This is a genomic window from Bacillus sp. GM2, assembly GCF_056155945.1.
On the sequence record NZ_JBRKSZ010000007.1, the window covers coordinates 758975 to 779112 of the forward strand.

General features: G+C 48.4%; 15 protein-coding genes, 1 other RNA gene and 1 other annotated feature. Of the genes, 14 read left to right on the plus strand and 2 right to left on the minus strand.

All coding sequences use genetic code 11. From position 1 onward, the window contains the following. Window positions 1-48 precede the first annotated feature (48 nt). The 4 genes from recJ to dtd all read left to right on the plus strand — a co-directional run bounded on the left by recJ (window position 49) and on the right by dtd (window position 5755). A complete protein-coding gene (gene recJ / locus ACVC9U_RS04845; protein WP_048349913.1) occupies window positions 49-2397 on the plus strand; it encodes a single-stranded-DNA-specific exonuclease RecJ in 2349 nt (782 codons plus the stop codon). 17 nt (window positions 2398-2414) lie between these two features. Further along, the gene (locus tag ACVC9U_RS04850; protein ID WP_020452411.1) at window positions 2415-2927 is read left to right on the plus strand and encodes an adenine phosphoribosyltransferase; all 513 of its coding nucleotides are present in this window, start codon (window positions 2415-2417) and stop codon (window positions 2925-2927) included. A 169-nt stretch (window positions 2928-3096) separates the two neighbouring features. Next, window positions 3097-5298, plus strand: a complete 2202-nt coding sequence (locus tag ACVC9U_RS04855; protein WP_023855390.1) for a RelA/SpoT family protein — start codon at window positions 3097-3099, stop codon at window positions 5296-5298. 13 nt (window positions 5299-5311) lie between these two features. Then, a complete protein-coding gene (dtd, locus tag ACVC9U_RS04860; protein ID WP_048349914.1) occupies window positions 5312-5755 on the plus strand; it encodes a D-aminoacyl-tRNA deacylase in 444 nt (147 codons plus the stop codon). Between the two features lie 29 nt (window positions 5756-5784). Here the strand turns inward: dtd and ACVC9U_RS04865 are convergent, their stop codons facing one another. After that, on the minus strand, window positions 5785-7356 hold the full coding sequence (locus ACVC9U_RS04865) for an SH3 domain-containing protein (RefSeq protein WP_441390161.1): 1572 nt from the start codon (window positions 7354-7356) through the stop codon (window positions 5785-5787). Window positions 7357-7498: 142 nt separating this feature from the next. On the opposite strand from ACVC9U_RS04865, the gene ACVC9U_RS04870 reads away from it, so the two are divergent. The 5 genes from ACVC9U_RS04870 to ACVC9U_RS04890 all read left to right on the plus strand — a co-directional run bounded on the left by ACVC9U_RS04870 (window position 7499) and on the right by ACVC9U_RS04890 (window position 12289). Then, window positions 7499-7663, plus strand: a complete 165-nt coding sequence (locus ACVC9U_RS04870; protein WP_162009190.1) for a YrzK family protein — start codon at window positions 7499-7501, stop codon at window positions 7661-7663. A 54-nt stretch (window positions 7664-7717) separates the two neighbouring features. Continuing rightward, window positions 7718-7957 (plus strand) — a binding site (T-box leader). Window positions 7958-8037: 80 nt separating this feature from the next. Next, entirely contained in the window at window positions 8038-9312 is a 1275-nt protein-coding gene (gene hisS / locus ACVC9U_RS04875) for a histidine--tRNA ligase (RefSeq protein WP_441390162.1), read from the plus strand. A 14-nt stretch (window positions 9313-9326) separates the two neighbouring features. Next, the gene (gene aspS / locus ACVC9U_RS04880; RefSeq protein ID WP_057957844.1) at window positions 9327-11105 is read left to right on the plus strand and encodes an aspartate--tRNA ligase; all 1779 of its coding nucleotides are present in this window, start codon (window positions 9327-9329) and stop codon (window positions 11103-11105) included. 68 nt (window positions 11106-11173) lie between these two features. After that, window positions 11174-11370: non-coding RNA, 6S RNA (gene ssrS, locus ACVC9U_RS04885), on the plus strand. A gap of 154 nt (window positions 11371-11524) precedes the next feature. Next, window positions 11525-12289, plus strand: coding sequence for a tRNA threonylcarbamoyladenosine dehydratase (locus tag ACVC9U_RS04890; protein ID WP_020452405.1), 765 nt, complete (start codon window positions 11525-11527; stop codon window positions 12287-12289). A gap of 141 nt (window positions 12290-12430) precedes the next feature. On the opposite strand, the gene ACVC9U_RS04895 is transcribed toward ACVC9U_RS04890, so the two are convergent. Continuing rightward, on the minus strand, window positions 12431-13696 hold the full coding sequence (locus ACVC9U_RS04895; protein ID WP_048350766.1) for a replication-associated recombination protein A: 1266 nt from the start codon (window positions 13694-13696) through the stop codon (window positions 12431-12433). A 375-nt stretch (window positions 13697-14071) separates the two neighbouring features. Here ACVC9U_RS04895 and cymR point away from each other — a divergent pair, with 375 nt between their 5' ends. From cymR to recD2, 5 genes are all read left to right on the plus strand, one after another. Beyond that, window positions 14072-14488: a cysteine metabolism transcriptional regulator CymR gene (gene cymR, locus ACVC9U_RS04900; protein ID WP_023855382.1), complete on the plus strand. Its 417-nt coding sequence runs from the start codon at window positions 14072-14074 to the stop codon at window positions 14486-14488. Between the two features lie 20 nt (window positions 14489-14508). Then, window positions 14509-15648: a cysteine desulfurase family protein gene (locus tag ACVC9U_RS04905; RefSeq protein ID WP_016885536.1), complete on the plus strand. Its 1140-nt coding sequence runs from the start codon at window positions 14509-14511 to the stop codon at window positions 15646-15648. A 105-nt stretch (window positions 15649-15753) separates the two neighbouring features. Next, window positions 15754-16872 (plus strand): tRNA 2-thiouridine(34) synthase MnmA, encoded by a 1119-nt coding sequence (gene mnmA / locus ACVC9U_RS04910; RefSeq protein ID WP_075752054.1) that lies wholly within the window; start codon window positions 15754-15756, stop codon window positions 16870-16872. A 94-nt stretch (window positions 16873-16966) separates the two neighbouring features. After that, window positions 16967-17617 (plus strand): tetratricopeptide repeat protein, encoded by a 651-nt coding sequence (locus ACVC9U_RS04915; protein ID WP_016885534.1) that lies wholly within the window; start codon window positions 16967-16969, stop codon window positions 17615-17617. Between the two features lie 51 nt (window positions 17618-17668). Further along, window positions 17669-20065, plus strand: a complete 2397-nt coding sequence (gene recD2 / locus ACVC9U_RS04920; RefSeq protein WP_075752055.1) for an SF1B family DNA helicase RecD2 — start codon at window positions 17669-17671, stop codon at window positions 20063-20065. Window positions 20066-20138: the final 73 nt, after the last annotated feature.

Genomic DNA, 20138 nt, shown 5'->3' on the forward strand with positions numbered 1-20138 from the left:
ATCCCCTCATGCCGCTCTAGTATAATAGTGTGGTTGAGGGGTGAATTTATGTTAGCGTCAAAAATGCGTTGGGACGTGCAAACGCCCGACAAAGAAAAGGTGGAGCAGCTCGCCGGAAGGTTAGGCATTACTCCCCTTGCCGCCTCATTGCTTGTCATGAGAGGTTACGATACAGCCGACAAAGCATCTTCATTTTTATATGGCAATGATGCACGTTTTCACGATCCTTATCTGCTGAAAGATATGGAAAAAGCTGTACGGCGAATCAAACAGGCAATTTCAGATCAAGAAAAGATTATGATTTACGGCGATTATGATGCGGACGGTGTGACAAGCACGACTGTCCTTTTGCAAATGTTGAAAAAATGTTCAGCACAAGCCGATTTTTATATACCTGACCGCTTTAAAGAAGGGTACGGTCCGAATGAAGCGGCCTTTCGCGGGATCAAAGAATCAGGCTATTCATTGATCATTACAGTTGACACAGGCATTGCCGGCGTTCATGAAGCTGAAGTCGCTAAAGAGCTTGGTGTCGATTTGATCATTACGGATCACCATGAGCCGGGCCCCGTTTTGCCGGATGCCTATGCGATCATTCATCCGAAGCAGCCGGGCTGCGGCTATCCATTTAAAGAGCTAGCCGGCGTCGGTGTCGCATTTAAGCTAGCCCACGCTTTGAACGGAGAGCTCCCGGAAGATTTGCTCGACCTTTGTGCGATCGGCACGATTGCCGACCTTGTGCCGCTCCATGATGAAAACAGGCAGATTGCCAAGCGCGGCATGGAACAGTTCAGGAGGACGAAGCGCCCCGGATTAAAGGCGCTGACCAAAATTGCCGGAGCGGAGATACATAGTGCGGATGAAGAGACTATCGGTTTTCAAATCGCGCCCCGCTTAAACGCGGTCGGCAGAATTGAACAGGCTGACCCGGCTGTCTACCTCCTGAACACAGAAGACGAAACAGAAGCGGAAGAGCTGGCCGAAGACATCAACGCCTTGAACAAGGAGCGCCAAAAAATCGTCAATCAGATGACAGAGGAAGCCGTTCAGATGATCGAGGAGGAAGGCCTTGACCAGCCGGTGATCGTCGCGGCGCGGCCGGGCTGGAATCCCGGCGTCGTCGGAATCGTGGCTTCAAAGCTTGTCGAGAGGTATTACAGGCCAGCCATCGTTCTCGGTATCGATGAAGAAAAAGGCATTGCCAAAGGATCTGCGCGCAGCATCAAAGGATTTGATTTATTTCAAAATCTCTCGGAGTGCCGGGATATTCTCCCGCACTTCGGCGGCCACCCGATGGCAGCTGGAATGACGCTCAACCTGGAAGATGTTTCGGCACTAAGGGAGAGAATCAACCGTCAGGCTGAAGCGGTTCTGACCGAGGAAGATTTTATTCCCGTCCAAGACGTCGATTTGTGCTGCCGGCTCGAAGATATCACGGTTGACAGCATTGCCGAAATGAACATGCTGGCGCCGTTCGGCACGGGAAATCCGAAGCCGTTCGTTCTTGTCAGCGACGTTAAAATTGATGATTCCAGGAAAATCGGCGCCAACAAGAATCACTTGAAGCTTGTCCTGGCAGACGGCGAGAACAAGCTCGATTGCATCGGATTTTATAAAGGCGCCATCGAAGACGGGATCGTTCCTGGAGCAAAGATTTCGATTGTCGGGGAACTGTCGATTAACGAGTGGAACAACAGAAAAAAACCGCAGCTGATGATCAAAGATGCGGCCGTCAATGAATGGCAGCTGTTTGATCTGCGGGGAAAACGGTCATGGGAAGAAAAAATATTGCAGCTGGACCCTGCAAAACGGGCGTGCATCTGCTTCCGCGAGGAAACAAAAGCGAAGCTTGCGGGGACAGGCCTTGAAGAAGAGCTGACCGTCATCAGCGGCCCTGAAGAGGCAGAGCGTCTCGACCTTGAGAGCCGTTATGCGGTATTTATAGATATTCCGCCGTCGCTCGACATCTTTGACCAAGTGATAAAAGGCAAAAAACTGGAGCGCATTTATCTGATTTTTTATCAATCAGATGAACATTTTTTCTCAACATTTCCAACAAGGGAATACTTTAAATGGTACTATGCTTTCCTCCTGAAAAGAGGTTCTTTTGACTTGCCGAAATACGGCGGGGAGCTTGCCAGACATAAAGGCTGGACAAAAGACACAATTGATTTCATGACAAAGGTGTTTTTTGAGCTCGGTTTTGTTACAATAGAGAATGGTGTTTTATCTGTTGTTTATCATGCCGAAAGGCGTGATCTGACAGATTCTGAAACCTACCGGGAAAAACAGCGCCTGATTGAATTGGAGCAAAAGCTCATTTATTCTTCGGCGGATGAGCTTAAACAGTGGCTGGATAAGCGGATGGCGGAAAACGCCGTCGCTTATAAAGTATGAGGAGGACATGAAGACAGATGGATTTGAAGAAGTATGTGACAATTGTGCCGGATTACCCGAAGGAAGGCGTACAATTTAAAGATATTACAACATTGATGGACAAAGGCGACGTCTATCGCTATGCGACAGATCAAATTGTAACGTATGCGAAAGAAAAAGAGATCGATCTTGTCGTGGGACCTGAAGCGAGAGGATTTATCATCGGCTGCCCTGTCGCATATTCGCTTGGGGTAGGATTTGCGCCTGTCCGCAAAGAAGGCAAATTGCCGCGCGAAGTCATCAAAGTCGACTACGGATTGGAATATGGAAAAGATGTCCTGACCATCCATAAAGATGCCATTAAACCGGGGCAGCGCGTCTTGATCACTGACGACCTGCTTGCAACTGGCGGGACGATCGAAGCAACGATCAAGCTGGTTGAAGAGCTCGGCGGCATCGTAGCCGGAATCGCTTTCCTGATCGAGCTGACATATCTTGAAGGAAGAAATAAACTGGACGGATATGATATTTTAACCTTGATGCAATACTAAACAAAATTTATACTATAAAAAGCACTCATCAAAAGCGGGTGCTTTTTTTCCTATTCATATAGTATTCCGGGGCCGGCAAAAGTCCTTTTGAATTTCTTCTCTTTACATCTGTGACATTTTTCTTGATAATAATTACAATACAGTTTTCAATTATAAAAAAGGTGATTCCATGGCGAACGAACAAGTATTAACCGCTGAGCAAGTCATTGAGAAGGCGAAAAGTTACCTTTCCGATGAACATGTTGCTTTTATAAAAAAGGCTTATCAGTACGCGGAAGACGCACATCGCGAACAATACCGCAAATCGGGCGAGCCGTATATTATCCATCCGATCCAGGTCGCGGGTATCCTCGTCGATTTAGAAATGGACCCCGCCACAATAGCGGGAGGATTTCTCCATGATGTGGTGGAAGATACGAGTGTAACGCTTGAAGATTTAAAGGAAGCATTCAACGAAGAAGTTGCGATGCTTGTCGACGGCGTCACGAAGCTTGGGAAAATTAAATATAAATCACAGGAAGAACAGCAGGCAGAAAATCATCGGAAAATGTTTGTGGCTATGGCTCAGGACATCCGCGTCATTTTGATCAAGCTGGCGGACCGCCTTCACAACATGAGAACCCTGAAGCACCTGCCGCAGGAAAAGCAGCGCAGAATTTCAAATGAGACGCTTGAAATATTTGCTCCGCTGGCTCATCGCCTTGGGATTTCAAAAATAAAGTGGGAGCTTGAGGATACCGCTTTGCGCTATTTAAATCCGCAGCAATATTACCGGATCGTCAATTTGATGAAGAAAAAGCGGGCCGAAAGGGAATTGTACGTCGAAGAGGTCGTAAACGAAGTGAAAAGCCGCGTCGAAGAGGTTAATATTAAAGCGGACTTTTCCGGACGGCCGAAGCATATTTACAGCATCTACAGAAAAATGGCGATGCAAAACAAGCAATTCAACGAAATTTACGACTTGCTCGCAGTCCGGATCCTCGTCAACAGCATCAAGGACTGCTACGCGGTTTTAGGCATCATTCATACATGCTGGAAGCCGATGCCGGGCAGATTTAAAGACTATATCGCAATGCCGAAGCCGAACATGTACCAGTCGCTCCATACCACCGTCATCGGTCCGAAGGGGGATCCGCTGGAAGTCCAGATCAGGACGTTTGAAATGCACGAAATTGCGGAATACGGAATCGCGGCCCACTGGGCTTACAAAGAAGGCAAAAATGTCAATGAAGATTCAAGCTTTGATAAAAAGCTCTCCTGGTTCCGTGAAATTTTGGAATTTCAAAATGAGTCGAGCGATGCCGAAGAATTTATGGAGTCTCTAAAAATCGATTTGTTTTCCGACATGGTGTTCGTTTTTACGCCGAAAGGGGACGTCATTGAATTGCCGTCAGGCTCCGTGCCGATCGACTTTTCGTACCGGATCCATTCAGAAATAGGCAATAAAACGATCGGGGCGAAAGTAAACGGCAAAATGGTCACGCTTGATTACAAGCTGCGCACAGGGGATATCGTAGAAATTCTGACGTCCAAGCATTCGTACGGTCCGAGCCAGGACTGGATCAACCTTGCGCAGACATCTCAAGCGAAGCATAAAATCCGCCAGTTCTTTAAAAAGCAGCGCAGAGAGGAAAACGTCGAAAAAGGCAGAGAACTGGTTGAAAAAGAAATTAAAAACCTGGACTTTGAAGTGAAGGACGTCTTAACAGTCGAGAATCTGCAGAAAGTCGCCGACAAATTCAATTTTGCCAATGAAGAAGACATGTATGCCGCAGTCGGCTATAACGGCATTACAGCCGCTCAAGTTGCAAACCGTCTGACGGAAAAAGAACGGAAAATCAGAGATCAGGAAGAACAGGTGAAAAGCGTTCAAGACGTAACGCCTGAACCGAAACCTTACCAAGGGAAAAAGCGCGAAGCGGGTGTTCGCGTCAAAGGCGTTGACAACCTTCTGATCAGACTGTCAAAATGCTGCAACCCCGTTCCGGGAGATCCGATCGTCGGATTCATTACAAAAGGCCGTGGTGTATCTGTCCATCGCGAGGACTGCCCGAATGTTTTAACAAATGAAGCACTCGACCGGCTGATTCAAGTAGAATGGGAGCATGAGCCGCAGACGCAGCGGAGAAAAGAATATAACGTCGAAATCGAAATTCTCGGCTATGACCGCCGCGGCCTTCTTAATGAAGTTCTTCAGGCCGTTAATGAGACAAAAACAAATATTTCATCTGTATCAGGTAAATCTGATCGCAATAAAGTGGCGACGATCCATATGGCCATCTTCATTCAAAATATTAATCATTTGCATAAAGTGGTTGAACGGATCAAACAGATCAAAGATATTTACTCCGTGCGCAGGGTGATGAATTAGGAGGAAAAGGGTCATGAGATTAGTTGTTCAGCGCGTCACAGATGCAAGCGTTTCGGTAGGAGGCGAGACTGTCGGTCAAATCGGTCTCGGCTTGATGGTGCTTGTCGGCGTGACGCAGGAAGATACGAGCGAAGATGCCGCATATTTGGCGGAAAAGCTAGTCAATCTGCGAATTTTTGAAGATGAAGGCGAAAAGATGAACCTGTCGCTTTTAGATGTCGGAGGCTCCGTTTTATCGGTATCTCAGTTTACCTTGTACGGCGACACGAAAAAAGGGAGACGGCCGAATTTTACAAAAGCGGCAAAGCCCGATCAGGCGCTTCAATTGTACGAGGAGTGGAACAGCATGCTTCGCGCAAAAGGGGTCGCTGTCGAAACGGGAAGATTTGGCGAAATGATGGATGTCAAGCTGACAAATTCGGGCCCCGTCACCTTTATTATGGATTCTAAAGCTTGAAAAAGCTCCCAATTGGGAGCTTTTTTAAATTAGTCAAAATAGTTTTCCAGGCCGCTTCTGATGCCGTCTGTCACTCTTTCTCTGTAAGCATTCGTGCTGACAACCGCTTCTTCTTGAGGGTGGCTCAAGTAGCCGAGTTCAAACAATGCGGCCGGCTGTTTATTTTCTCTTAATACGAAGTAGTCCCCGAATAATACGCCGCGGCTTGGCAGAGGCGAGTGTTTTTCGATCTCGGACTGCACGTCTGCTGCGAGCTTCCGGTCTTTTGAAGGGCTGTAGTAATAGGCGGTATTTCCCCTTACGGACGCGTTTGCAAAACTATCATAATGAATGCTGATAAAAGCGTCGGCGTTTCGGTAGTGAGAGGTCGCGACCCGCGACTGAAGGCTGACGAAAGAATCGTCATTCCGCGTCATATAGACATTGACGCCATCGGCTCTCAGTTTCGCGGCAAGAAGCGTTGTCGTTTTGATGGTCAGCCGTTTTTCCAGCGTCCCTTGCGTTCCGATTGTCCCGCTGTCATGTCCGCCGTGTCCGGCATCGATGACCACCGTTTTGTTTTTGATTGTGCCGCTCGAGCTCGACCGCTTTGCCAAAGGCGGAGCTGCGCTTTTCGAATCTCCGGCTGAGCCAGACTGGTCAGCAGTCTGAACGACCCAGTTTGCCACATAGGCGGAATCGCCGTTTGACAGTTTGATTTCATACCAGTCGCCTTTTGCAGAGACGATCGGGTAAGACTCGCCTTTCCCTGCGCGCTTGACGATCGCTGAGGATGTCGAAGGCCCGCTTCTAACATTTGTACCTTCATACACGATGGTGGCCTGCTGTTTTGACACGGAGCCGCTGCTTGTTTCCGAAGTTCCGCTTTTCTGTTTGGTTCCTTCGAGAATATAGTGGCTTGCGACCCAGCCCTTTTGACCATTAAATTCGATTTCATACCAGCCGTGCTGTTCGTTTAAAATCGTCACACTTGCATTCCGTTGGAGCGACGCAATAATCCGTCCTTGATGGGAAGCTGTGCTTCTGACATTTAAGGTGGATACGCCGACCGTTCCTGATTTTGTTGATGAAGCATGTGATGAAGACGATTGAGACTGTTTTGCTCCTGAACCTTGATTGACATAGTCTGAATGGACCCAGCCAGTGATGTTCTGGTAGGAAATCTTCATCCATTTTCCGTCGGTCTTTAGCAGGTCAGCCTGTTCTCCTTCAGGGAATACGCCTTGGACTTCATATGAAGTGCCGGGGCCTTTTCTGATTCTCAGGTTTGCTTCGGAAGATGTGACTTTTCCCGCCGCTGAATCAGAGCCGTTGGAAACTTGGCTTTTTTTCTTGATCAGCCAGGATACGACCCATCCTTTTTGTCCGCCGTTCAGCTGGATCTGGACCCAATCCCCGCGCTCTTCGAGGATCGGATAGCTTTCATTCCGGCTGACGACGCTGACGATTTCATGGCTCAGTCCGGGCCCGCTCCTGACATTGATTTCATCGGTGGCAATCACGGCTTCCCCGATGGCTGCAGAAGCTGTGTTTGACGATGTATAAAAGGCTGCTTGTGCTGCCAGCATCATCGATAGGATCAATACTGTTCTTTTTTTCATATTGTTACCCATCTCCTCCTTTCGGTAAAAAACTTGGAACACTACTTCTTCTTCTATATCGTATATTCCTTGCCGTTTTTTTAATAAAATGAAAATGATTTGTTTATACTATAGAAAAAAGATATCAAAAGGATGTTGTTGCGTGAGGTATAATCAAAGAATGGGCAGAGCGATCCATGAGCAAGAAGCGAATCTGCATCTAAAGGATCATGCGGACCCGGAGCAGGCCGGCTTTATGGAAGAAACGGCGACTGAGCTGGGGCTTGCGTCCAAAGAATCAATTCAAAATAAAAAGAACCGCAAATAGGGTTGACATGCACACTTAACACTCGTATTATAATATAAATTAGTGTACATATGAGTTGAACTGAAGATGGAGAATAGTAGGCAAGAGTACGTGAAAAGAGAGGAACCGCCCTGGGCTGAAAGCGGTCTGCACGGTATCTTGACCGAATGAACACTCCGAAGGTTTCCCGCTGAAAGCCCGGCAGAACTTGCGAGCAATTAGGCGGCGGACGTGAACCTGCGTTAAAGGCATGAGCGGGAACGGGTTGATCGTTCCAACTAGGGTGGCACCACGGGTATAACTCTCGTCCCTACTATTGGTTTTATAGTAGGTTCGGGGGTTTTTTTATTTCCATAAATGAAAAAAAGCATTTAAGTCATGAGGAGGATTTAAAAATGGGATTTAATATTCCAAGGGGAACACAAGATATTCTCCCAGGAGAATCGGAACGCTGGCAATACGTCGAAAAGATTGCGAGAGAAACGTGTCATGCGTATCAATATAAAGAAATCCGGACGCCTATTTTTGAACATACAGAACTATTTTCCCGCGGGGTGGGAGAATCGACCGATATCGTGCAAAAGGAAATGTACACATTCGCAGACAAAAAAGGAAGAAGCCTGACGCTTCGTCCTGAAGGCACTGCATCTGCAGTACGCTCTTTTGTGGAAAACAAACTTTTTGCTAATCCGGTTCAGCCGACGAAACTTTACTACATCGGACCGATGTTCCGCTATGAAAGGCCGCAGACAGGCCGCTACCGCCAATTTTATCAATTCGGCATCGAAGCGATCGGTTCGAACGACCCGGCGATTGACGCGGAAGTCATTGCCTTGGCGATGAGCGTATACTGGAAAGCGGGTCTCAACAATCTGAAGCTGGTCATTAACAGCCTCGGCGACAAAGAGAGCCGAACCGCTCACAGAGAAGCGCTGATCCGCCACTTTGAGCCGAGGATCGACGAGTTTTGTTCAGACTGTCAAAAACGGCTCCGGCAAAATCCGCTGCGGATTCTCGACTGCAAAAAAGACAGGGATCATGAACTGCTGAAAACGGCTCCTTCGATTCTTGACTACTTAAATGAAGAATCCAAAGCCTATTTTGCGAAAGTGCAGCAATATCTGACCGACATCGGCATTGCGTTTGAGGTCGATCCGAATCTGGTGAGAGGGCTTGACTATTACAATCACACGGCTTTTGAAATCATGAGCAATGCCGAAGGCTTCGGAGCGATTACGACGCTTGCTGGCGGAGGGCGCTATGACGGCCTTACCGAGGAGTTCGGCGGACCGAAAGCGCCGGGCATCGGCTTTGCGATGAGCATCGAACGCCTTCTCGCCGCACTGGACGCGGAAAATGTGAAAGTCGGAGCGGATGAAGGCATTGACTGCTATATCGTGACACTTGGCGACAAAGCCAAAGACTATTCTGTATCCCTCCTTTATAAATTGAGAGAAGCAGGGATTTCCGCCGAAATCGACTATGAACAGAAAAAAATGAAAGGCCAGTTTAAATCCGCCGACCGTCTCAATGCGAAATATATCGCTGTTTTGGGCGAGGATGAACTGAGCCAAAATCAAATAAATGTCAAAGATGCGAAAACAGGAGATCAACAGGCCATCGGCCTTGATGAATTCATCCGTTTCTTGAAAACAAACACTGAAAGTTAAAGGAGAGGACCGCTTTGTTTGGACGAACATATTATTGTGGCGAAATAACGGAGAAGGCGATCGGAGAATCCATCGTTTTAAAAGGATGGGTTCAAAAAAGACGCGATCTCGGAGGCTTGATTTTTATTGACTTGAGAGACCGCACCGGCATTGTGCAGGTTGTATTTAACCCCGACGTTTCCAAAGACGCCCTTGAAACAGCTGAAAGCATCCGCAGCGAATATGTGCTTGACATTACAGGAAAAGTCGTTGCCCGTGAAGAAGCAACAGTCAATCCGAACTTGAAAACCGGAAGAATCGAAATCCAGGCGGAATCGGTCAATGTGCTGAGTGCGGCCAAAACGCCGCCTTTTGCGATCAGCGACCAGGCTTCAGAAGTGTCTGAAGACATCAGGTTGAAGCACCGCTATCTCGACTTGCGCCGTCCGGAGATGTTCAACACCTTAAAAATGCGGCATAATGTTACAAAAGCTGTCCGCAGCTTCCTTGACGACAACGGCTTTATCGATATTGAAACACCAGTGTTGACAAAAAAAACGCCTGAAGGAGCGCGCGACTATCTCGTACCGAGCCGCGTCCATGAAGGCGAATTTTACGCGCTGCCGCAGTCTCCGCAGCTTTTCAAGCAGCTGTTGATGGTATCCGGCTTTGACCGCTATTATCAAATCGCCCGCTGCTTCAGGGACGAAGATTTACGCGCCGACCGCCAGCCGGAATTTACGCAGATCGATATCGAAATGTCATTTATGAGCCAGGAAGACATCATGAAGCTCGCTGAAGAAATGATGGCGAAAGTCATGCTCGAAACGCACGGTGTGGACATTTCTCTGCCGCTGCCGAGAATGTCATATCAGGATGCGATGAACCTTTACGGATCCGACAAACCGGATACCCGCTTTGACATGCTGTTGACCGATGTATCAGAAAGCGTAAAGGATTCCGATTTTAAAGTGTTTGCGTCAGCTGTGGCAAACGGAGGCGCGGTTAAAGCGATAAACGTTAAAGGCGCTGCATCTAAATATTCGCGGAAAGACATTGACGCACTCGGCGAATTCGCCGCAAACTACGGGGCGAAAGGGCTGGCATGGCTGAAAGCTGAAGCGGACGGACTGAAAGGTCCGATTGCGAAGTTCTTCCAGGGCGAAAAACAGCAGGCGCTCATTGAAGCGCTTGACGCCAAGGAAGGGGACCTCATCCTCTTTGTCGCAGACCGGCTGGAAGTCGCCAATGACGCGCTCGGCGCGCTGCGCTTAAAGCTCGGAAAAGAATTGAATCTGATCGATGAAAGCTTGTTCAACTTTTTATGGGTCGTTGATTGGCCGCTTCTTGAGTATGATTCAGAAGAAGGACGTTTCTATGCGGCGCACCACCCGTTCACGATGCCTGTCCGGGAAGACCTTGATCTGGTCGACACGAATCCGGAAGACATGAAAGCGCAAGCCTATGATCTTGTCTTAAACGGCTATGAGCTGGGCGGCGGATCGATCCGTATTTTTGAAAAAGATGTTCAGGAGAAAATGTTTGCGCTTTTGGGCTTATCTGAGGAAGAGACGAAAGAACAGTTCGGCTTCCTGCTTGAAGCATTTGAATACGGGGCTCCCCCGCACGGCGGAATCGCGCTCGGCCTTGACCGGCTTGTGATGCTGCTCAGCGGCCGCACCAACCTGAGAGATACGATCGCATTCCCGAAAACGGCAAGCGCAAGCTGTCTGTTGATGGAAGCACCTAGCGAAGTGGACAGCGCCCAGCTCGATGAGCTGCACCTGTCAATCAACCGCAAAGTTCGACAGTAAATTGTAAAATATACGGCTGTACATCCCATTGAAAATCAAAGGGACGTATGATATCATTTTTAACAAATAAAGTCCTGATGTGTTTGTTGTACACCTAGTTTTGACCGAACATTTTTTTACTTGGGAGTTCGACGTTTCCAAATGGAGCAAATGCCTCTTCTCACTCGTGTGCTCAAGAGGACTTGCAAAGTTTGCAACAGAACACCCACCTGCCGAGAGCGGGATCAAAACGAAGGAATACGACAACGGCACAATCGGGACTTTTTTTGTGCTTGAAAAGGCCTTTTTCGGCCATACATAGGATAATCTATGAGGCGAAGCGAAAAAATATGACGGGAAAATGAAATAGACCGCTTGTTTAATCACCCGATTATGATAAGATACTATCGGTAACTGTTAATAAAGATGGAGTGAGATTCTTGTTACATCAGTTTTCGCGCAATGAATTAGCGATTGGAAAAGAAGGTTTAAATATTTTAAAAAACAGCACGGTCGCCGTTTTAGGCGTCGGCGGGGTCGGCTCTTTCGCCGCGGAAGCGCTCGCCCGTTCTGGTGTCGGCAGAATCGTGATGGTCGATAAAGATGATGTTGACATCACCAATGTCAACCGTCAGCTGCCGGCTTTACTTTCAACGGTCGGACAGCCGAAAGTTGACTTAATGAAAGCGAGAATCGCCGATATTAACCCGGAGTGCGATGTCATCGCTTTAAAAATGTTCTATACCGAAGAGACGTATGAACAGTTTTTTGCTTATGAACCGGATTATGTGATCGACGCGTCAGACACGATTCATTATAAAATTCACTTAATGAAAGAGTGCCTGAAGCGGGACATCAACATCATTTCAAGCATGGGAGCGGCCAATAAAACAGATCCGACAAGGTTCCAAGTGGCCGATATTTCTAAAACCCACACCGATCCGATTGCAAAAGTCATCCGGACGAGGCTTCGCAAGGAAGGCATTACGAAAGGCGTTAAAGTCGTCTTTTCTGACGAAAGCCCGATCGTGATCCGCGAAGACGTACGCCAAGTCGTTGGAAATGACGAGGCGAAAATCCGCAAAGCCCAGATGCCGCCGTCTTCAAACGCTTTTGTTCCGTCAGTCGCAGGCTTGATCATGGGCGGCCATGTGATCATGGAGCTTTTGAAAGATATTCCGATCAAAAGGGTGAAAGATAAGTAATACAAACGGCAAAGGTGCTGTCGTTTAAGATTGTTGACAAAATCCCAAAACTAAAAGCCGTTTTGGGATTTTGTCATTCTTTAAAGCTTAGCGTAAGGAAAAACAGCCTGTCCCCCATATGAAAAGGGAACAGGCTGTTTGTTATTTTTGTTTCATTAGCTTGTCATATACTTGTTTCAGCGCGAGCTCAAATTTTCCTGTCTGCTTCGGCTGATAGTAAACTTTGTTTTTCAGCGGATCAGGCAGGTACTGCTGTTTGACCCAGCCGTTCTCGTAATTGTGCGGATATTTGTATTCGATGCCTCTGCCAAGCTCTGCGGCTCCTTTATAATGGGCGTCTTTTAAATGGTTCGGCACATCGCCGATCTTTCCGGAGCGGACGTCTGACAGCGCTTCGTCAACCGCAAGGATCGCCGAGTTTGATTTAGGAGACAGGCAAAGCTCGATCACGGCGTTGGCGAGCGGAATCCTTGCCTCCGGAAATCCGATTCGTTCCGCCGTTTGAATAGCTTGAAGCGTTCTTCCTCCAGCCTGCGGACTCGCCAGGCCGACATCTTCATAGGCGATAACAAGCAGCCTCCGTGCAAGGCTTTCCAAATCCCCCGCTTCAATGAGCCTTGCCAGATAATGAAGTGCAGCATTGACATCAGAGCCTCTGATCGATTTTTGGAAAGCGGAAATGACATCATAATGCGCGTCTCCATCTTTGTCGTGGACAAAGCTTTTTTTCTGCAGGCATTCTTCTGCGATTTCCAATGTAATGCGGATGGTTCCTTCGCTGTTTTCCTTTGTGGACAATACGGCAAGCTCGAGTGCATTCAAAGCGGAGCGGACATCGCCGCCGCAGCCGCGGGCCATATGGTCAAGCGCTTCATCATCGAGGGCAACATCATACGAACCGAGGCCTCTGTGTTCATCCTCAAGCGCCCGTTTAATGGCCGCTTTGATTTGTTCAGAGTCTAATGGCTGCAGCTCGAAAATCTGCGTTCTGCTTCTGATCGCCGGATTGATCGCATGGTACGGGTTGGCTGTCGTCGCCCCGATCATGATAATCATGCCGTTTTCCAAATACGGAAGGAGAAAGTCCTGCTTGCCTTTGTCAAGCCGGTGCACCTCATCAAGGATTAAGATGACCTGCCCCGACATTTTGGCTTCGGCGGCAACGGCTTCCATGTCCTTTTTATTATTGATGACAGCGTTCAGCTTTCGGAAAGCGATGCTTGTGCTGCGGGCAATCGCCGTGGCGATCGACGTTTTGCCGATGCCCGGGGGGCCGTACAGAATCATAGATGAGAGGTGTTTGGCCTGCACCATCCGATGAATGATCTTTCCTTCTCCGACCAGATGATCCTGGCCGAGAACCTCTTCGATTTTTGTAGGGCGCATTCGAAATGCGAGTGGTTTCATGATTGATCTCTCCCGAATGTATTCTTTTTATAGAGTAACGGAAAAAAGACGATTAGAAAAGAAATGAATATGGCAAGCTGAATATAGGGCCGAAAATGAAAGTTTATATAAAGTGTGCTATAATAACCTGTAATCTATCAGAAGGGCAAGGCCGGAACCTTGCCCCAACCGAGTTTTTAATATATAACAGATGTTTGAAACCGACAGCCGGCTTGCACCGGTGTTTCATCTTGGAGAACGGCTAATGCCTTGATAGGATGTGCCGGGCGCCTTTGCGTCCGAACGGGACTCGGCTGCGCGCTTTCACCTTCTGCGAGGAACGCCGAGAACCTTCGTCCTGAAGGCTTGATTTATTATAGGTTAGAGGTGTTTATTTTGAAAATATCAACTAAAGGCAGATACGGGCTGACGATTATGATTGAGCTTGCTAAAAAGCATGGGGAAGGCCCGACTTCTTTGAAAAGTATTGCTCAGACAAACGATTTATCGGAACATTATTTGGAACAGCTTGTTTCACCTTTACGGAACGCAGGGCTTGTGAAAAGCATCCGCGGCGCGTACGGCGGCTATATTTTGGGTGACGAGCCTGAGGCGATTACGGCGGGCGATATCATTCGCGTTCTGGAAGGACCGATCAGCCCGGTGGAAGTGCTTGAAAATGAGGAGCCGGCAAAGCGCGAGCTGTGGATCAAGATTCGCGACGCTGTCAAGGAAGTGCTGGACTCCACGACGCTTGAAGACTTGGCCAGCTATACAGAGGGCGAGCAAGAAGCGTATATGTTTTACATTTAAGATCGAGGTGTAATGGTAGGATGGAACGGATTTACTTAGACCATGCAGCGACTTCTCCGACTGACCCCCGGGTAGTGGAAAAAATGCTGCCTTACTTAACAGAAAACTTCGGAAACCCTTCAAGCATTCATTCCTTTGGGAGGGAGAGCCGAAAATGGCTTGACGGCACGAGGGAGCTGATCGCTCGGGAAATCGGAGCGCATCCCAATGAAATCGTTTTTACGAGCGGGGGAACCGAAGCCGACAATATGGCGATTCTCGGAACCGCGCTGGCAAGAGAGCAGCAGGGCCGCCACATCATCACGACAAAGATCGAGCACCACGCCGTTCTGCATACGTGCAACAGGCTTGAAGAAATGGGATTTGACGTCACATATCTTGATGTCGACGAAAGCGGAAGAATCTCCGCCGAGCAGGTGAAAGACGCGCTGCGGGACGATACCATCCTGGTGACGGTAATGTATGGAAATAATGAAGTGGGAACGATTCAGCCGATAGATGAGATCGGCGATCTGCTAAAAGACCATCGGGCGCTGTTTCATACAGATGCGGTTCAAGCCTTCGGCTTTTTGCCGATTGATGTGCAAAAAAGCCGCATCGATATGATGTCAGTCTCCGGACATAAACTGAACGGGCCGAAGGGGACAGGCTTTTTATACGTCAACGAAAACGTGAAGCTCAGCCAGCTGCTTTTCGGAGGAGAGCAGGAACGCAAACGCCGGGCGGGAACGGAAAATGTCCCGGGAATCGCGGGGCTCGGTGAAGCCGTTTTGCTGTCAGGTCAGGAAAGAGAAGAAAAATCGGCGCTTTACCGCCGGTTTAAAGACATCGTCATTCGTACGCTGGAAGCAGATGGCGTCTCCTTCGATGTGAACGGCAGCAGAGAGCACAGCCTGCCGCATATTTTAAATCTGTATTTTCCGGGAGTATCTGTTGAATCGCTGCTCGTCAATCTCGATATGGCGGGAATTGCAGTATCGAGCGGATCGGCGTGCACGGCCGGATCTGTGCTTCCGTCTCATGTTCTCTCCGCCATGTTTGGCGAGGAAGATGATCGGCTGACGTCATCCATACGGATCAGCTTCGGCTTTGGCAATACAGAGGAGCAGGTGGAGCGGGCCGCGAAAGAACTTGCGACAATTGTTAAGCGCCTTTCATAAATGTCGGGAAACGATGCTCCGAGCTAAAGATTCGCATCTTGCCCGAAAATGATGATATGATCTGAAAGGACAAGTTTTTGAATTGATTTATTGGAGTTGATGAAAATGGCGAAGCGGCCTGAAGATACACGGGTGGTCGTCGGAATGTCCGGAGGCGTTGATTCCTCTGTCGCGGCTTTGCTTTTGAAAGAGCAGGGCTATGATGTCATCGGAATTTTCATGAAAAACTGGGATGACACAGATGAGAACGGTTTTTGCACGGCCACGGAAGATTACGAAGATGTTATAAAGGTATGTAATCAAATCGGGATCCCGTATTATGCGGTGAATTTTGAAAAGCAGTATTGGGAAAAGGTTTTTCAATATTTCCTTGATGAATATAAAGCGGGCAGAACGCCGAACCCAGATGTGATGTGCAATAAAGAGATTAAATTCAAAGCCTTTTTGGAGCATGCTTTGTCGCTTGGGGCCGATTATTTGGCCACCGGCCACTATGCGCGGGTCGACCGTACGGACGGGCGTATTAAAATGCTCAGAGGGCTGGACGAAAATAAAGATCAGACCTATTTTCTTAACCAGCTGACAGAAGAGCAGTTAAGCAAAGTACTGTTTCCGATCGGCGAGCTTCAAAAAAGCCGCGTCAGGGAAATCGCAAAAGAAGCGGGGCTTGCGACAGCTGCCAAAAAAGACAGCACAGGCATCTGCTTTATCGGAGAACGGAACTTCAAAACGTTTCTCAGCCAGTACCTTCCAGCACAGCCGGGAGATATGCGGACGATGGAAGGCGAACTCAAAGGCCGCCACGACGGTTTAATGTACTATACGATCGGACAAAGGCACGGCCTCGGCATCGGCGGAAGCGGAGACCCTTGGTTTGTCGTCGGAAAAGAACTCGAAAAAAACATTTTGTATGTTGACCAAGGATTCGACAATCCGCTTCTTTTCTCCGATAAGATCACGGCGACAAACGTAAGCTTTGTACATGACGGCATCTTCGGCGGCGAAGACGAGCTTGCCTGCACGGCCAAATTCCGCTATCGCCAAGCCGATCACGAAGTCACTGTCAGAATGACCGGGACAGATGAAGCAGAGGTCGTCTTTAAAGAGCCGGTCCGCGCCGTTACGCCGGGACAAGCGGTTGTCTTTTACAGAGGCGAAGAATGCCTCGGCGGCGGAACGATTGATGATGTGTTTAAAGACGGACAACAACTTTGGTATGTATAAAACCGGGGCTCTGGATAACACCCCGGAGCTTCTCGAACGGCTGCCGGCAATGTCGGCGGCCTTTTTAAAATAGTTCGTGAAAGGGAGAGGGCTTTTGGATAACAATCAAATTGGAATAGATGCTATGCAAAAAGGCGACTTTGAAAAAGCCGCAGAAGCCTTTACAAAGGCAATTGATGAAAACAGCGGCGATCCGGTGCCTTATATCAACTTTGCCAATCTGCTTTCCGCAGTCGGCGAACTGGACAGGGCGCTTAAGTTTTACGACCGGGCGGCTGCTTTGGACGAGAAAGCGGGAGCAGCTTATTATGGAGCCGGGAATGTCTATGTCATGAAAGAACGGTATCAAGAAGCGAAGGACATGTTTGAAAAGGCGCATCGGACGGGCATGGAAAACAGCGACTTATATTATATGCTCGGGACGACGCTTATGAAGCTTGAGCAGCCGAAGCTCGCGATGCCGTATTTGCAAAGGGCCGCTGAGCTGAACGATGCGGATGTCGAAGCCCGTTTTCAATACGCGATGTGCCTTGCCAATGAAGGGATGCTGGACGAAGCGATCACGGAGTTTTCAAATGTAACTGAGCGCGACCCGTCCCATGCAGATGCTTTTTATAATTTAGGCGTTGCCTATGCGTTTAAGGAAGATCGGGAAACAGCGCTTGCCATGCTGAACAAAGCGCTGGACATTCAGCCGGACCATATGCTCAGCATTCGCGCCAAGCAGCTTTTGGAAGAAGCTTGATTGATCAAGGGCCGTTATGACGGATTTTGAATGGAGAGGGGGAGAACAGTGATGCAGCGCCATAACCCGGACCAAATTGAAATGGAAGAAGCTTCATTTGTAAAAGGAACGGTTGCGGCTGTCATTTATCATAATGAAACAAACCTGTATACCGTATTAAAAGTAAAAGTGGAAGAAACATCGGAGTCTTTTGAAGACAAAACCGTTTCTGTCACCGGTTACTTTCCTTTGATCCATGAAGATGATATCTACACTTTTTACGGAAAAACCGCCTCCCATCCGAAATTTGGCCTGCAATTTCAAGCGGATCATTTTAAAAAAGAAGTACCGACAACGAAAGAAGGCGTGATCCAATACTTGGCCAGCGATTTATTTGAAGGAATCGGCAAGAAAACGGCCGAGGAAATTGTTAATAAGCTTGGGGAAGGTGCGATCAACAAAATTTTAAGCGACGGGGCCGTCCTGTATGATGTTCCGAAGCTCTCCAAAAAAAAGGCGGATAAGCTTGCCGCTGCCCTGCAGCAGCATCAGGGGCTCGAGCAGATTATGATCTCCCTGAGCGAATTCGGTTTCGGCCCCCAGCTGTCCATGAAAATTTATCAGGCGTACGAAGCGGAAACGCTTGATAAAATCCGCGAAAATCCGTACCAGCTTGTCAAGGATGTCGAAGGAATCGGCTTTATCAAGGCAGACGAACTGGGCGGCAGAATGGGGATCTCAGGTAAACATGAAGAGCGGATCAAGGCGGCGATTTTATACACGGTTGAAGCGACATGCCTTCAAGAAGGGCATACGTACATAGACACGAGACAGCTTATCATCGAGACGCAAAAACTGTTAAACCAGTCTGCAGGTGATGAAAAAGTAACCGAGATGGATGTGGCGGACGCGATCATTTCTCTAGGGGAGCAAAAAGAGCTGTTCATTGAAGATGAAAGGTGTTACTATCCGTCCCTTTACTACGCCGAACAAAGCTTTGCCAAAAGGGTGCAGAAAATCGCCGGACAGACCGAATACGATGACCAGTTTCCCGAATCGGAATTCCTGCTCGCTTTAGGGGAGCTTGAAGAACGGATGAAAGTGCAGTACGCGCCAAGTCAAAAAGAAGCGATTCAAAAAGCGCTGATGTCGCCGATGCTGCTTTTGACAGGCGGACCGGGAACCGGGAAAACGACCGTCATCAGGGGAATCGTCGAGTTGTACAGCGAGCTGCACGGCTTAAGCTTAAATCCGGCTGATTACAAAAAGGATGAAACGTTTCCGTTTGTGCTGGCAGCACCGACCGGCCGGGCCGCTAAGCGGATGAGCGAGTCGACCGGGCTGCCGGCCGTAACGATTCACAGGCTTCTCGGCTGGAATGGAGCCGAAGGATTTACGCACGATGAAGACAATCCGATTGAAGGGCGGCTGCTCATCATTGATGAAACGAGCATGCTTGATATATGGCTCGCCAACCAATTATTCAAGGCGATCCCAGACCGGATACAGGTGATTATGGTCGGAGACGAAGACCAGCTTCCGTCCGTCGGTCCCGGACAGGTGCTAAGGGATCTTTTGGCATCGAATGTCATTCCTTCTGTCAGACTAACCGATATTTACAGGCAGGCTGAAGGCTCTTCAATCGTTGAACTGGCGCATGAAATGAAACAAGGAAAGCTTCCGGAAAACTTGACCGCGCCGACAAAAGACCGTTCTTTCATTCGCTGCCGCCAGCAGCAGATCAAAGAAGTCGTCGAAAAAGTCGTCAAAAACGCGCTGCAAAAAGGATATTCGGCCAGGGATATTCAGATTTTGGCTCCGATGTACAGGGGAGCGGCCGGCATCAACGAGTTAAACGCGCTTTTGCAGGGCATCCTGAATCCCCCGAAGCCGAAAGGCAGGGAAATGAAGTACGGCGATGTCGTGTACCGTACCGGCGATAAAGTGCTCCAGCTCGTCAACCAGCCGGAGCACAACGTGTTTAACGGTGACATGGGTGAGATCGTCTCGATTTTTTATGCAAAAGAAAATACGGAAAAAGAAGATATGGCCGTCGTCTCTTTTGACGGGAATGAAATTACCTTTACAAAAAAAGATTTTAACCAATTTACGCACGCCTATTGCTGTTCGATCCACAAATCGCAGGGCAGCGAATTTCCGATCGTCATCCTTCCGGTCGTCAAAAGCTATTACCGGATGCTGAGAAGGAACTTGCTTTACACGGCCATCACAAGAAGCAAGAAATTCCTGATTCTGTGCGGGGAAGAAGAAGCCCTTGAATGGGGCGTGAAAAATAAAGAATCATCGGAAAGGCAGACATCGCTTAAAAGAAGGCTTCAGCAGGCGGCGCATGAAGAGGATGAAGAGCTCATGGCGCTGCAAAAAGAGCTGCCTTTCAGCGTATATGACGCCAATATCGGGATGGAAGGCATTACACCTTTTGATTTTATGGAAAAGGAAGCAGAATAAGTGTTTTTCATGGAATCCATTTCATCGTATGAGTCGTGTCGCAACAGCAGATCATAAGAGTGTTCGTAAAAAG